The 13,035-nt window shown below is 70.4% G+C and carries 12 protein-coding genes; 3 read left to right on the forward strand and 9 right to left on the reverse strand.

What is annotated here, in order from left to right:
- Positions 1–105: 105 nt before the first annotated feature.
- Positions 106–1,002, reverse strand: a complete 897-nt coding sequence (locus HDA39_RS17920) for a LysR family transcriptional regulator (protein ID WP_184796438.1) — start codon at positions 1,000–1,002, stop codon at positions 106–108.
- A gap of 43 nt (positions 1,003–1,045) precedes the next feature.
- Between HDA39_RS17920 and HDA39_RS17925 the strand changes: the two genes are divergently transcribed.
- Entirely contained in the window at positions 1,046–2,158 is a 1,113-nt protein-coding gene (locus tag HDA39_RS17925) for an oleate hydratase (RefSeq protein ID WP_337925784.1), read from the forward strand.
- Here HDA39_RS17925 and HDA39_RS17930 read toward each other — a convergent pair.
- Genes HDA39_RS17930 through HDA39_RS17940 form a run of 3 tightly spaced genes read right to left on the reverse strand, consistent with a single transcriptional unit; the run spans position 2,097 to position 4,622 of the window.
- Entirely contained in the window at positions 2,097–3,308 is a 1,212-nt protein-coding gene (locus HDA39_RS17930; RefSeq protein WP_184796442.1) for an MFS transporter, read from the reverse strand. The two genes, HDA39_RS17925 and HDA39_RS17930, sit on opposite strands and share 62 nt — an antisense overlap.
- 54 nt (positions 3,309–3,362) lie before the next feature.
- Entirely contained in the window at positions 3,363–4,418 is a 1,056-nt protein-coding gene (locus HDA39_RS17935; RefSeq protein WP_184796444.1) for a DUF5937 family protein, read from the reverse strand.
- A gap of 3 nt (positions 4,419–4,421) precedes the next feature.
- A complete protein-coding gene (locus tag HDA39_RS17940; protein ID WP_184796446.1) occupies positions 4,422–4,622 on the reverse strand; it encodes a hypothetical protein in 201 nt (66 codons plus the stop codon).
- Positions 4,623–4,700: 78 nt separating this feature from the next.
- Here HDA39_RS17940 and HDA39_RS17945 point away from each other — a divergent pair, with 78 nt between their 5' ends.
- Positions 4,701–5,993: a glycoside hydrolase domain-containing protein gene (locus HDA39_RS17945; RefSeq protein ID WP_184796448.1), complete on the forward strand. Its 1,293-nt coding sequence runs from the start codon at positions 4,701–4,703 to the stop codon at positions 5,991–5,993.
- Here the strand turns inward: HDA39_RS17945 and HDA39_RS17950 are convergent.
- Positions 5,990–8,845 carry a DEAD/DEAH box helicase gene (locus tag HDA39_RS17950; RefSeq protein ID WP_184796450.1) on the reverse strand — a complete coding sequence of 952 codons (2,856 nt, stop codon included), beginning with the start codon at positions 8,843–8,845 and terminating at the stop codon, positions 5,990–5,992. The two genes, HDA39_RS17945 and HDA39_RS17950, sit on opposite strands and share 4 nt — an antisense overlap.
- Positions 8,846–8,896: 51 nt before the next feature.
- A complete protein-coding gene (locus HDA39_RS17955) occupies positions 8,897–9,775 on the reverse strand; it encodes an alpha/beta hydrolase (protein WP_184796453.1) in 879 nt (292 codons plus the stop codon).
- Between the two features lie 84 nt (positions 9,776–9,859).
- Here HDA39_RS17955 and HDA39_RS43295 point away from each other — a divergent pair, with 84 nt between their 5' ends.
- Complete coding sequence (locus tag HDA39_RS43295) at positions 9,860–10,312, forward strand: MarR family transcriptional regulator (protein WP_184796455.1); 453 nt, start codon at positions 9,860–9,862, stop codon at positions 10,310–10,312.
- A gap of 64 nt (positions 10,313–10,376) precedes the next feature.
- On the opposite strand, the gene HDA39_RS17965 is transcribed toward HDA39_RS43295, so the two are convergent.
- The 3 genes from HDA39_RS17965 to tatC form a co-directional block, all read right to left on the reverse strand.
- Positions 10,377–11,234, reverse strand: coding sequence for a chitosanase (locus HDA39_RS17965; RefSeq protein WP_337925785.1), 858 nt, complete (start codon positions 11,232–11,234; stop codon positions 10,377–10,379).
- Between the two features lie 106 nt (positions 11,235–11,340).
- Positions 11,341–12,213 carry a diacylglycerol/lipid kinase family protein gene (locus HDA39_RS17970; protein WP_184796457.1) on the reverse strand — a complete coding sequence of 291 codons (873 nt, stop codon included), beginning with the start codon at positions 12,211–12,213 and terminating at the stop codon, positions 11,341–11,343.
- The gene (tatC, locus tag HDA39_RS17975; protein ID WP_184796459.1) at positions 12,213–12,974 is read right to left on the reverse strand and encodes a twin-arginine translocase subunit TatC; all 762 of its coding nucleotides are present in this window, start codon (positions 12,972–12,974) and stop codon (positions 12,213–12,215) included. Before tatC ends, HDA39_RS17970 begins: the two co-directional genes overlap by 1 nt.
- Positions 12,975–13,035: the final 61 nt, after the last annotated feature.

Consider the following 13,035-nt stretch of genomic DNA (forward strand, 5'->3'; position numbering starts at 1 on the left):
GCCCGAGGTGGGCGGGGCGTTTACTCCCACCGAGGTGGGCGGGGCGCCTACCTCACGCCCGAGGTGGGCGGGGGCGCCTACTCCCGCCCGAGGTGGGCGGGGCGCCTACCTCACGCCTGAGGTGGGTGGGTCGATGGCGGTGACGGTTTCGATGACCGTGGTCAGGGCCGGTGTCCTCGGGCGGTCGCGGTGGAGGAACAGGGCGACCTGACGCTCGACGCCGGCGTCGTGGATCGGGACCAGGCGGACGCCGTCCAGGTTCGCGGTGGTCACGGCCAGTGCGTTCGTGACGCCGGTGCCGAGGCCGTGGCGGACGAGGGACAGCAGGGTCTGCGGCTGGTTCGTGCGGTAGACGCTGGCCGGGCTCAGCCCGGCGGAGGCGAAGGCCAGGTGCGACTCGAACTGCCGCCCGCCCGAGGCCTCCCCGATGGAGATCAGCGGCAGCGCGGCCAGGTCCGCCAGGCCGACCGACGGCTGGGCGGCCAGCGGGTGGTTGGCCGCGAACACGGCGACGAGCGGCTCGCGCCAGAGCACCCGGTGCTCCAGCGCCTCCGACACCACGAGCGGGTGGACCGGCCGGATCGCCAGATCGATCTCGCCCTGCACGAGCGCGCGTTCCAGCTCGATGCTCGGCCCCTCCACCAGCAGCAGGCGGACATCCTTCGTCCGTACGGCGACCTGCGGGAACAGCCACGCCGCCGCGCTCGGGTACGTCCCGAACCGGACCTGACCCCGCACGGTCGCCAACTCACCCAGCCGGTGCAGGATCTCCTCGGCCGCAGGCAGCAACGCCCGCCCCTCGGGCGTCAGCGCGACCGGATGCGCCGACCGGTCGAACAGCTGCACGCCGAGCGCCTTCTCCAGCTCCGCGACGTGCTCGCTGATCCGCGACTGCCCGCGGAACACCGCCTTCGCGGCCGCCGAGAACCCGCCGTACCGGGCGACGGCCACGAAGCTGACGACCCAGTCCAGCCGGTAGCCGTAGGCGGAGGTGAGGTCCATGCCCTTGAGGTTATCCGGGAAGAGCCTGCTCAGGACGGGCGTTGTGGTGGTTGTGGATACCCAAGTCGTGGTGATCGGAGCCGGCCAGGCCGGGCTGTCGGCGGCGTACCACCTGGTCCGGATGGGCTTCACGCCGTACGACGAAGTCGCGGTCCTGGACCGCAACGACGCCCCCGGCGGCGCCTGGCAGCACCGCTGGGACTCGCTGACCATGGACGACGTGCACGGCATCGCGAACCTGCCCGGCGCGGACGTCCCGCCGGCGATCGGCGCCGAGCGGGCGAACGTCTTCGTCCCGCGCTACTACGCGGACTACGAGCAGCGGTTCGGGCTGCCGGTGGTGCGGCCGGTGATCGTGGAGAGCGTGCGCGACGTCGACGGTCGCTTCGAGCTGACCACCTCCCAAGGCGAATACACGGCCGACGCGATCGTCAACGCGACCGGCACCTGGAACCGGCCGTTCATCCCGTGGTACCCGGGCATCGAGTCCTTCCAAGGACGCCAGCTGCACACCGCGGACTACAACGGCGCCGAGGAGTTCGCCGGTCAGCACGTCCTGGTCGTGGGTGGCGGCGCGTCCGCCGTCCAGTTGCTCGCCGAGATCTCCGAGGTCGCGTCGACGACCTGGGTGACACGACGCGAGCCGGAGTGGCGCACGGACGGCGAGTTCGGGCCGGAGCTCGGGCGGAAGATCATCGCGAAGGTCGAGGAACGGGTCCGCGCCGGGCTGCCGCCGCGGAGCGTGGTGAGCGTGACCGGTCTGCAGCTGCGGCAGCAGGAGCAGGCGGCGTACGAGCGGGGCGTCTACACGCGGCTGCCGATGTTCTCGCGGGTCACCGCTGATGGGGTCGTGTGGGCCGATGGGCGGGAGCAGAAGGTCGACGCGGTCCTCTGGGCGACCGGCTTCCGCGCCGACCTCGCGCACCTCGCGCCGCTGCACCTGCGCGAACCGTCCGGCGGCATCCGCATGGACGGCACGCACACCGTGCTCGACCCGCGCATCCACCTGGTCGGCTACGGCCCGTCGGCCAGCACCATCGGCGGCAACCGCGCCGGATTCCAAGCGGCCCGCGAACTACGCGACCTGCTGCACCCTAAGCAGGTACAAGGGTCTGAAGTTGCCACTGCTGGTGCCGCCGGACTGCCACGGGGATGAGCGCACCTGCCACCAGGAAAATGGTGGCTGTGAGCAACCAACCGGGCCACCCCCAACTGACGGCCACAACGGTGAGCACCACCGGGGCCACCAGATCACCGACCTGCGTCCCCATCGCATAGGCACCTTGGTACTGGCCCTGCCCACCCGGCGGCGCCAGCTCGAAGCTGATCCCCCAGCCACCCGCCGACTGCAGCATCTCGCCGAGGACGTGCACCAGCGCGGCCACGATCAGCAGGGCGATCGTCACGGGCCCCGACGTCACGTCGGTGATCGCCAGCACTCCGCAGGCCGCAGCGAGCAGGAGACCTGCTCGACGGCCGGCCCGCGCGGCACCGGCCAGCTGCTCGGTTCCCCGCGCGACCCGGAGCTGCAGCAGGATGACCGACGCGGCGTTGACCACCAGCAGCACCGAAATCACCCAGGTCGGCGCGTCCGTTGCCGTCGCCACCCAGAGCGGGATCGCGATCTGGGCCATCGCGTTGTGCATGCTGAGCAGGCCGTCCAGCGCGACGAAGGCGAGGAACGACCGGTCCTTCAACGCGGTCAACGCCGACGGGCCGGCCGTCGATGGCACCGGCGCGACCCGGGCCATCCCCCACTGCACGAGCCCGGCCGTCACGACGTACGTCGCTGCGTTGGCGAACAGCGCGATCAAGTACACCTCGCGCTCGTCGACTGCCAACACGATCCCTGCCAAAGCCATCCCGATGCCCATGCCGATGTTGGTGGTCACCCGCAGCAGTGCCCGCGTCCGGACCCGCTGGTCGGAAGGGACCAGTCCGGCGATCAGCGCGCCTTTCGCACCACGCTGTCCCGAGTCCGCGATCGCGGTGACCCCGACGACGGCGACGAACAGACCGAACGACCGGACCTGCGTGAGCGCGGTCATCGTGACGGCCTGCAGCAGCAGGAAGGCGACGTACGCGCGGTTCGGTCCGAGGCGGTCGGCGACGACGCCCAGCGGCGTACTGGCGATCAGACCGACCAGCCCGGCGATGGTCAGACCGAGTCCGACCTCGTGGACGGACAGGCCCGCGGCGCGGGTCAGGTAGAGCGCGCCGACGGCGGCGTACACGCCGTTGCCGAGGGTGTTGACCAGCGTGGCGATCACCAGCCGGCGGACCTCGGGCGGAAGGGAAGCAGTCATACCAGCCAGCCAACAGCTCCGGCCTGCGCGAGGCCGGTGGATTGACGGGATCCGTCAACGCATGACGAGGTCCAGCAGATCTGTGCCGAGGGCACGCATCACCTGCTCGTCCAGCCGGTACGCGACGAACCGGCCTTGCCGCTCGGCCGTCACCAGGCCCGCTCGGGTCAGGGCGCGCAGGTGCCGGGTGACCTGGGTGGAGTTGAGTCCCCAGAGCGCTGCGATCTCCCCGGCCGTCCGCGGCTCGCTGGCCACCGCACGGCAGATCTGCAGGCGGTCCGGCGCGGCCAGCGCTTCCAGCCGGGCCCTGATCGCCTGAGCCGTCGGTACGCCGGTCCGCTTGGCTGCGGCCGGGTAGATGACGGTCAGCGGCTCGCCGGGTACCTCGCCGAGGAACATGTGCGGCGCGATGAAGTTGCTGGGCACCAGCAGCAGGGACCTGCTGGCCAGGTCGATCCGCTTGTTCTGCACCTTCTGGACGACCACGCTGTCCGGGTCCCGCGGGTGCACCGCGCCGTCGAGTGACCGGAGCATCGCCACCACACCGTCGCGAGCAGCCAGGTCCCGGTCCTGCCGCCCACGGGCGGCCAGCTGGTCGCGTGACTCGGTCCAGAGCTCGCCGAACCACTCGTGCCAGCAGGAGTCGAGCAGAGCCAGGAAGCGCTGCACCGGCTCGGCCGGGTCGGTCAGCAGGGACTCCACCAGCGCTTCGACGGCCCGGCCGCGGCTGCGAGCCCAGCGGCGTACCGCATCGGTGTCGGTGGTCCGGGAGCTGAGCGGCCGGCCGCGGAGCGGGCGGACCAGCTCAGCGGCCAGGTCTTCCGACGTACGGGCTCGCAGGGCGTCGAGCTCGTCCTGCCAGGTCGGCACGCCAGTCGCGGAGCTGGTGGCGAAGAAGCGGGCACGCACAGCGCGGACCGTCCACGTCCAGGCCGCCAGCTCCTTGCGGAGCGGCTTGCTCAGCTGGATGCCTTCGGCCCACTCGGTGCGGTCGTGGTGGCGCGGCTCGGCCAGGACGTGCAGGGCGCAGCCGAGCTCGATGAGCGGTGAGGCGACGTGCCTGATGCGGTCCGGGTCCAGCGTGGTGAGGCCGGCCAGAACAGTCGGCACCCCTTAGCCTCGCAGGCGGAAGAGCAGCTCGGTCTTCCACTGGTCGTACTTGAAGAACAGTGCGTCGACCGGCGTGATGCCGCGCGCGGCCAGCCGGCCGAACACCTCTCCACCCCGCTGCGCGAAGGCCGCGATCTCGTGCATCGCCACCTTCGCCCTGATCCCGACGTACGGCTGCTCGCCCCGCTCCACGATCTCCGGCATGTCCCACATCCTGCCTCAGCGAAGGCATTGCTGTCTGGAGGTTTCGGGCGTGTACTTGCGGGAAGGGAGGGGTTGACAGTGTGGCGGCTCAAGGTGTTCGTGGCGGCTGGGGCGCTGGTGGTGGGGACGGCCGGGACAGCGGGAGCTGAGCCGGCTACTGGAGTGGCGTATCCGGCGGGGGCCGTGGCCACCCGGGTCAGCGGGTGGGCGTTCGACACCTGTACGGCGCCGACGGTGGCGCAGATGGCAGCGTGGAAGGCTTCGTCGCCGTACCGGGCGGTGGGGATCTACATCGGCGGCGGGAACCGGAGCTGCGCGCAGCCGCAGCTGACGGCGTCGTGGGTGAGCACGGTGACCAGGCAGGGCTGGCGGCTGATCCCGATCTACCTGGGGTGGCAGGCGACCTGCACGCACCGGACGACCGCGTTGAAGATGTCGGCCTCGACGGCGACGGCGGCCGCGCAGGCTCGCGGGTCGGCGTCGGACGCGGTGACGAAGGCGCGGGCGCTCGGGCTGATCGGCGGCAGTGCGATCTACGGCGACATGGAGCACTACGACCTGGGCAACGCGAGCTGCCGGGCCGCCGTACTGAGCTATCTGTCGGCGTGGACCAAGGAGCTGCACCGGTATGGGTATCTCTCGGCGGTGTACGCGCATCAGGACAGTGGCGCGCGGCATCTGGCGGAGGTCTACAACAGCACGGCGTACGCGCGGCCGGACGCGCTGTGGATCGCGCGCTGGGACAAGAAGACCGCTCTGACCGGCTGGCCGTTGATCTCCAACGCCTACTGGGCTTCCGGCCAGCGGGCCAAGCAGTACTGGGGCGACCACAACGAGACGTACGGCGGCGTGACGCTCAACATCGACAGCGACCGCTTCGACGCACCCGTCGCCTCGGTCGGCTTCGCCTACTCCACGACGACCGCGTTGAGCGCCCGTAGCGGCCCGTCCACCAGCCACCCGGTCGTCGCGACGTACGGCGCGGGCGCGGGGCTGCGCGTCGTCTGCCAGACCTACGGCACCAAGGTCGGCACCACGACCGTGTGGAACAAGCTGACCTCAGGCGCCTACGTCACCGACTACTACGTCAACACCCCGTCGAACACGACGTACTCACCACTGATCCCCGGCTGCAGCCTGCCGTACCAGACGACGACCTCACTCAGCCGACGCAGCGGCCCGGGCACGTCGTACGGCGTGGTCGGCACGCTGCCCAGCGGCTCGCTCGCCTGGGTCACCTGCCAACGCGCCGGCAGCAAGGTCGGTACGACGTCCGTCTGGAACCGGCTCACCGACGGCAGCTACATCACCGACTACTACGTGGCCACCGCCAGCAACACGACGTACTCCGCACCGCTCAGGCGTTGTTAGGGCTCGTCGACGACCGAGGCGTAGGAGATGACCCCGCGGCGGATCTCGTCGGTGACCGCGCGGGCCGTCTTGCGCAACGGCGTCGGGCCGGCCGCGTCCGCGACCTGCTCGGTGAGGTCGATCAGCTGCTTCACCCAGCGCACGAAGTCGCCCGCGGCCAGGTCCGACTCGTAGAGGACCTCGGCCAGCGACGCTCCCGAGGCCCACCGGTACGCCGCCCAGCAGAACCCGAGATCCATCGAGCGCAGGAAGTCGACCCGCATGTCCCGCTCCAGCGCGGACAGGTCGCGCCAGATGACGCCCATCTTCTCCAGCGCGTCCCGCACCTCACCCCGCGGCAGCCGCGGCGACGTCGGCTCGTCCTTGGAGCGCGACTCGTACACCAGCGCGGCCAGCGCCGACGCGAGCTGCGGCACGTCCAGGTCGTCGAACACGCCCTGCCGCAGGCACTCGGCCGCGACCAGGTCGAGCTCGGCGTAGATCCGCGACAGCCGGTCGCCGGCCTCGGTGGTCTTGTCGCCGTCCAGGTAGTGCAACGCGTCGAGCACCTGGCAGACCCGGTCGAACTGGCGGGCGATCGTGTTCGTCCGCTGCTCGATCTTGCGCTGGACGTCGCGGTTCTCCCGGTCGAGCCGGAAGTAGCGCTCGGCCCAGCGGGCGTGGTCCTCGCGGTCGGAGCAGCCGTGGCACGGGTGCGCGCGCAGCCGCGCCCGCATCTCCTGCAGCTCCGGGTCGTCGGCGTGCGTGACCACGTCGCCGGCCCTGCTCCGGTACGACGGAGGCCCGTCCTCGCCGTGCATGTCGGTCCGGTTGCGCAGCACCTGCGCGAGCTCACGGCGCTGCTGCGGGTTGCGCGCGTTGAACTTCTTCGGCACCCGCAGCACCCCGATCGACTCGACCGGGGTCGGGAAGTCGACCATCGACAGCTTGCGCACCTGCCGGTCGAGCGTCAGCACGGTCGGCCGCGGCCCTTCGCGCTCCGAACGCATGCCCGGGTCGATCACCAGCGCCCAGCCCGCGCTGCGGCCGGCCGGGATCCGGATGATGTCACCCATCCGGAGCTTCTCGATCGACTCCTGCGCCTCGACGCGGCGGTCGAGCTTGCGCCGCTTCGAGCCCGACGACTCGCGCTCACCGATCCGGCGCCGCAGATCGGCGTACTCGAGGAAGTCGCCGAGGTGGCAGTCGATGGACTCCTTGTACCCCTCCAGGGCCTCGGTGTTGCGCTGCACCTGCCGGGCCAGCCCGACCACGGCCTGGTCGGACTGGAACTGCGCGAACGACAGCTCCAGCATGTCCCGCGCACGACTCCGCCCGACCTGGCGGACCAGGTTCACCGCCATGTTGTACGACGGGGAGAACGAGGACCGCAGCGGGTACGTCCGCGTCGACGCCAAGCCTGCGACGGCCCTCGGGTCGAACCCCGGCTGCCAGAGCACGACCGCGTGCCCCTCGACGTCGATCCCGCGCCGCCCGGCCCGGCCGGTCAGCTGCGTGTACTCGCCGGGGGTGATGTCGACGTGCGCCTCACCGTTCCACTTGCTGAGCTTCTCCAGCACCACCGTGCGGGCCGGCATGTTGATGCCCAGGGCAAGCGTTTCGGTGGCGAACACGACCTTGATCAGGCCGCGCGCGAACAACTCCTCGACGACCTCCTTGAACGCCGCCAGCAGGCCCGCGTGGTGCGCCGCGATGCCGCGGCTGAGCGCCTCGGCGAAGTCGTGGTACCCGAGCACGCCGAGGTCCTCGTCGGGCAGGTCGACGGTCCGCTCGGCCAGCACCCGCTTGATCTCGTCGCGCTCGCTGGGTTTGGTCAGCCGCAGCCCGGACCGCAGGCACTGCAGCATCGCGTCCTCGCAGCCCTTGCGGGAGAAGATGAAGTAGATCGCCGGCAGCAGCGCGCCCGCGTCCAGCTCCTCCACCACGTCCGACCGGTACGGCGTGAAGTGCGACTTGGCCGGCCGCCCCTTCGGCAGGTCCCGGCGGCGCCGCGGCTTGCGCGAGTCGTCGCGGAAGATCCGGTTGTCGTCGCGGGCGATCTTGACCAGCTGCGGGTTGACCATGTCCCGCAGGTCCGGCGCCGAGCTCTGGCCGGCGGCCTTCGCGGGGTTGCCGGACCTGGACGGCCGGCCCGCCGACGGGCCGAACTGGGCCTGCGCCGCCCCGGCGGTCGGCGTCTCGCCGGCGAACAGGTCGTGCAGCCGCTTGCCGACCATCACGTGCTGGAACAGCGGGACCGGCCGCTTCTCCTCCAGCACGACGACGGTGTTGCCGCGGACGGTCTCCAGCCAGTCGCCGAACTCCTCGGCGTTGCTCACCGTCGCCGACAGCGAGACCACCGCGACCGAGTCCGGCAGGTGGATGATGACTTCCTCCCAGACCGCGCCGCGGGACCGGTCGGCCAGGTAGTGCACCTCGTCCATCACGACGTACGACAGGCCGAGCAGCGTCTGCGACGCGGCGTACAGCATGTTGCGCAGGACCTCGGTCGTCATCACGACGATCGGGGCCTCGGAGTTGATCGAGTTGTCACCGGTCAGCAGGCCGACGTTGTCCTGGCCGTAGCGGCGGACCAGGTCGGCGTACTTCTGGTTGCTGAGCGCCTTGATCGGGGTGGTGTAGAAGCACTTCTGCCCCCGCTGCAGCGCCAGGTGCACCGCGAACTCGCCGACCAGCGTCTTGCCGGACCCGGTCGGGGCCGCGACCAGCACCTGGTGCCCGTCCTCGAGCGCGGCGCAGGCGCGCAGCTGGAACTCGTCCAGCCGGAAGTCGTAGAGCGCCCGGAACTCCGTCACGGCCGGGTGCTCCTGGTCCGAGCGGAAACTGGCGTACTTCTCGGACGGAGTGCTCATGGGCTCCAATCTATGCGACGCCACCCCCAGAACCACGCCCTGCCCGACCGGTCAGTCAGCGAGTCGGCGGGTGACGAACGCGGCGGCCCGCTCCAGCGCCTCGCCGGCCTCGCTCACCATGCCGACGAAGTACTGGAACACGTGCGGCGCCCCGGCGACCACGTCCAGGCTGACGTCGACCTCGCTCTCGGCGGCCTGGACGGCCAGCCGCAGGGAGTCGTCCAGCAGGACCTCGGCGGACCCCACCTGGATCAGCAGCGGCGGCAGGCCGGTCAGGTCCGCGAAGAGCGGGCTGGCCAGTTCGTCGCGCGGATCCTGAGCGCCGACGTACCAGTCGGCGGACTCCTTCATGTGGGCGCGGCTGAACAGCGGGTCGAACTCACCGCGCGAATCCATGCTGCCGCCGCTCAGCGAGACATCGGTCCAGGGCGAGTAGAGAACAGCCGCCACGGGCAGCGGCAGCCCGGCCCTGCGCGCGGCGACGAGCAGCGCGAGTGCGAGTCCACCACCGGCCGAATCGCCTGCGACAACAACCTTCTGGCCCGCGGCCAGCAGTTCCTCGTACGCCGCCAAAGCGTCGTCGACCGCGGCCGGGAACGGGTCCTCCGGCGCCAGCCGGTAGTCCAGCGACACAGCCGGTACGCCGGTACTGCGCGCCAGCGGCGCCGCGAGGTTGGCACCGGTCCGCGCCGAGCCGATCGAGTAGCCGCCACCGTGCAGGTAGAGGATGACGCCGTCCCGGTCGGCACCCTCGACCAGGACGTCCAGCGCTGGCCGGCCTCCCAGCGTCCGGGGCCGCAGCGTGACGTCGTCCCCCAGTGGGCGATCAGCGAACAGCTCGTCGAAGCCTGCCCGCTGCTGGGCCGGCGTCTGCCCGAGGTCGCCCTTGCTGATCAGCCCGCGGGCCTGCTCACGTTCTTGCCTGCTCATCGTCGACTCCCTGGGTGCTCGCAGTGTTATGGTCGGCACAACTACATTCCCAGGAATCTAATTCCCATGAATCAGGATCTTTCGGTGACCGATCTCACGGCGTTGTTCTCCGACCTCGTCCGGCTGGAGACGCGGCTCTACAACGCGCTCGACGCCCGACTGAAGGCCGAGCACGACCTGCCGCTCGGCCAGTTCGAGTTCCTGCGGTTCATCGCCGGGCGGGCGACGACCCGGGTCTACGACATGGCCCACGAGATGGCCATCACGGTCGGTGCCACCAGCAAGGCGGTCGACCGGCTCGAAGCGGCCGGGCGCTGCCGGCGTACGGCGAATCCTGACGATCGTCGCTCCTCGCTGGTCGAGCTCACTCCCGCCGGGTCGGCGGTGCTGGCCGCGGCGACCCCGACGGTCGAAGCCGAGCTCGGGATCTGGCTCGGCGCGGCTCTGCCCGCGGGCGCACTCGAAGGACTGGCCGCGACGCTGTCGGTACTGCGGCGGCGCGCCGAGTCGGACCGGCGTACCGACCGCGCCGGGTAGGACGCGAAAACCTCCGCGCCGCCGGGACATTTCGCGGCGCGGAGGCTTTGGTCGTCGTACGAGATCAGCCGATGTGGAAGTTGTCGCCGTACACCTGCCAGTCGAGCGGGGTGTCGAGGTTGAGGTTGCCGTTGTTCAGGAAGACCCGCTGGGCGGTGTCGACCCGGCTAGTGTCGCTGTGCGCCTCCTCCTGCTTCATCGCCCAGACGCGGGCGTCCAGGAAGGCATTCAGCCAGGCGGTCTCGTCGCCGCCCTGCGCCGGCGGCGTGGCCTCGTTCAGCGCGCGGTTGCGGATGCTGCGGAAGCTGGTCGGGTCGCCACCGTCGCCGTGCATCACGATGGCGTCGTAGTAGATGAACTGGCCGAGCACGCCGACGCCGTCGGACTTGCCCTGGTTGACCGACGGGTCGAAGTAGACGCGGTCGCGCTCGTCGTTCTGGGCGGTCTTGAACGCGTTGTCGTTCGCGGCACTCTCCCAGTCCCCGGTGAAGTTGGGGTCGAGGCCGTCGTGGGAGTCGCTGCCGTCCACCTCGCGCAGCGCCGGCAGGTACTTCTCCAGCACGTTGCCCGGTTCGCGTTGGCTGTACAGCTCGACCAGGTCGAGCATGTCGCCGGTGCCCGAGCAGAACCCGATGATGCCGGCCGTGTAGCCCCGGCCGTCGCCGATGTCCTCGATGTAGCCATACTGCGCCTTCCAGTCCAGCGAGGAGTTCTCCGCGCTGGAGACGATCTGCATCGCGATGTCCTTCTTCGCCGGGTCGTCCAGCCCGACGGCGCGCGGGGCGTCGACCCGGTCCTGGTACTGCGTCCCGCTGATCGCCGGCTGCGGCTGGAAGGGCGAGGCGAACGCCGTGGCCGGGGCGGCGGCCACGGCGAGGCCGAGCAGGACGGCGGTGAGCTGCTTCTTGGGGCGGTTGAGCACGATCTCTCCTCTGAGGGGCGTCGAGAGGTATCTGTTAGGAAGCTTTCCTATCAGATGCGAGTCGTGACGACCAGAGATCGCGCGAATTCTTTTGGTGACCGATGGATCAGGCGTACACGGTGAGCGCGCCCGGCGCGATGCCGATGTCGATCGGCAGCGGACCGAGGATCTCGCCGTCGCCGTACGCCGTGACCGTCGGCGACTCCAGCCGGACCTCGCGGCCGCGCAGCGTGTGTACCGCCGGGTGCCCGAGATGGGTGGCCTTGGACAGCTTCGGGAACATCTGCAGCAGGGTCAGCCGCGACACCGGCTTGATGATCGTGACGTCGAGCAGGCCGTCGTCGATCTCGGCGCCGGCCAGGATCTGCAGGCCACCGCCGTACGTCGGGCCGGTGCCGACGGCGACCAGCATCGCGTCGGTCTCGAACCGCTCGCCGTCCACCGTCACGACGTACGAGAGCGGCTTGAACGTCCGCAGCTCGGCCAGCGTCGCGACCGTGTAGCGGGCGTTGCCCTTCGGCCAGGTCATCGCGTTGGCGCGCTTGTTCACCAGGGAGTCGAAGCCGCCCGCGACGACGGTGGTGATGTACTCCCCTGCCGCGACGCCGAGGTCGATGTCCCGCGTCCTGCCCACGACGATCAGGTCGGCGGCGGCCACCGGGTCCTTCAGCGGTACGCCGAGGCCGCGGGCGAAGTCGTTGCCGGTGCCGGCCGGGATCACGCCGAACGGCATCCCGGACTTGGCCAGCACCTGCGCGCCCAGGTGCAGCGTGCCGTCGCCGCCGACCAGGGCGACGCCGTCCGCACCGGAGGCGACCACTTCGGCCGCGATCCGGCCGACGTCCTCCGCGCAGGTCGTCTCGTACAGGTCGACGGTCAGGCCGCCGGCTTCCAGCCGCTGCCGCACCACCGGAGCGACTCGCGCACCCAGGCCGCGGCCGCTGGTGGGGTTGACCACCAGCGCGATCCTGCGGCCCATCAGTCCGCCAGCAGCGCTTCGGCCTTGCGGGCCTTCCGCTTGTCGAGGATCCGGGCGATGATCTCCGAGGCGAAGAACAGCGCGCACATCGGCAGCGCCAGGAACATCAGCGAGAACGGGTCACCCGACGGCGTCGCGACCGCGCCGAAGATGAAGATCGCCAAGATGATGTACGGCCGGAACTTGGCCAGCGCCTTAGCCGGCACGATCCCGACGATGTTCAGCAGCACGACGACCAGCGGCAGCAGGAACGCGATCCCGAACACCAGCATCGTGCGCAGGACGAAGTCCAGGTACTCCGGCAGGGTGATCAGGTTCTGGGCGAAGTCCGGGGTGAAGCCGATCAGGATCGCGATGCCTTTCGGCAGCGTCCAGTAGGCCACCGCGAGGCCGGCCGCGAACAGCGGAGTCGCGATCCCGGCGAACAGGAACGCCCAGCGCCGCTCGGAGCGGTGCAGGCCGGGCGCGATGAACGCCCACAGCTCGTACAGCCAGACCGGCGCGGCCAGGATCAGGCCGAACACCAGCGAGATCTTGATCTGGAAGGTGAACGGCGAGGTCACGTTGTTGAAGGTGAGCTCGGGCACCTTGCCGCCGCTGTTGTCCGCGATCAGCTGGGCCACACCGGTTCTGAACGGCTTGACCAGGAAGTCCAGCGCCTGGTCGTAGAAGACGTACCCCACGACCGTCAGCAGCACGATCGCGAGCACCGAGATGAGCAGCCGGTTGCGCAGCTCCGCGATGTGGTCGCGCAGGGTCATCCGACCCTCTTCGTCCCTCGGACGGCGCTCTTTCCGCCGTCCGAATCTCACCATCGTCACA

This window comes from Kribbella italica (assembly GCF_014205135.1).
In the GTDB taxonomy this organism is placed as follows: domain Bacteria; phylum Actinomycetota; class Actinomycetes; order Propionibacteriales; family Kribbellaceae; genus Kribbella; species Kribbella italica.

What these genes read in the sequence shown, in the direction of transcription:
- HDA39_RS17970 (WP_184796457.1), bottom strand. Translation starts at nt 12,213, where the DNA reads ATGGGCCGCAGGATCGCGCTGGTGGTCAACCCCACCAGCGGCCGCGGC.
- HDA39_RS17955 (WP_184796453.1), bottom strand. Translation starts at nt 9,775, where the DNA reads ATGAGCAGGCAAGAACGTGAGCAGGCCCGCGGGCTGATCAGCAAGGGC.
- HDA39_RS17930 (WP_184796442.1), bottom strand. Translation starts at nt 3,308, where the DNA reads ATGACTGCTTCCCTTCCGCCCGAGGTCCGCCGGCTGGTGATCGCCACG.
- HDA39_RS17920 (WP_184796438.1), bottom strand. Translation starts at nt 1,002, where the DNA reads ATGGACCTCACCTCCGCCTACGGCTACCGGCTGGACTGGGTCGTCAGC.
- HDA39_RS17950 (WP_184796450.1), bottom strand. Translation starts at nt 8,845, where the DNA reads ATGAGCACTCCGTCCGAGAAGTACGCCAGTTTCCGCTCGGACCAGGAG.
- HDA39_RS17940 (WP_184796446.1), bottom strand. Translation starts at nt 4,622, where the DNA reads ATGCCGGAGATCGTGGAGCGGGGCGAGCAGCCGTACGTCGGGATCAGG.
- tatC (WP_184796459.1), bottom strand. Translation starts at nt 12,974, where the DNA reads ATGACCCTGCGCGACCACATCGCGGAGCTGCGCAACCGGCTGCTCATC.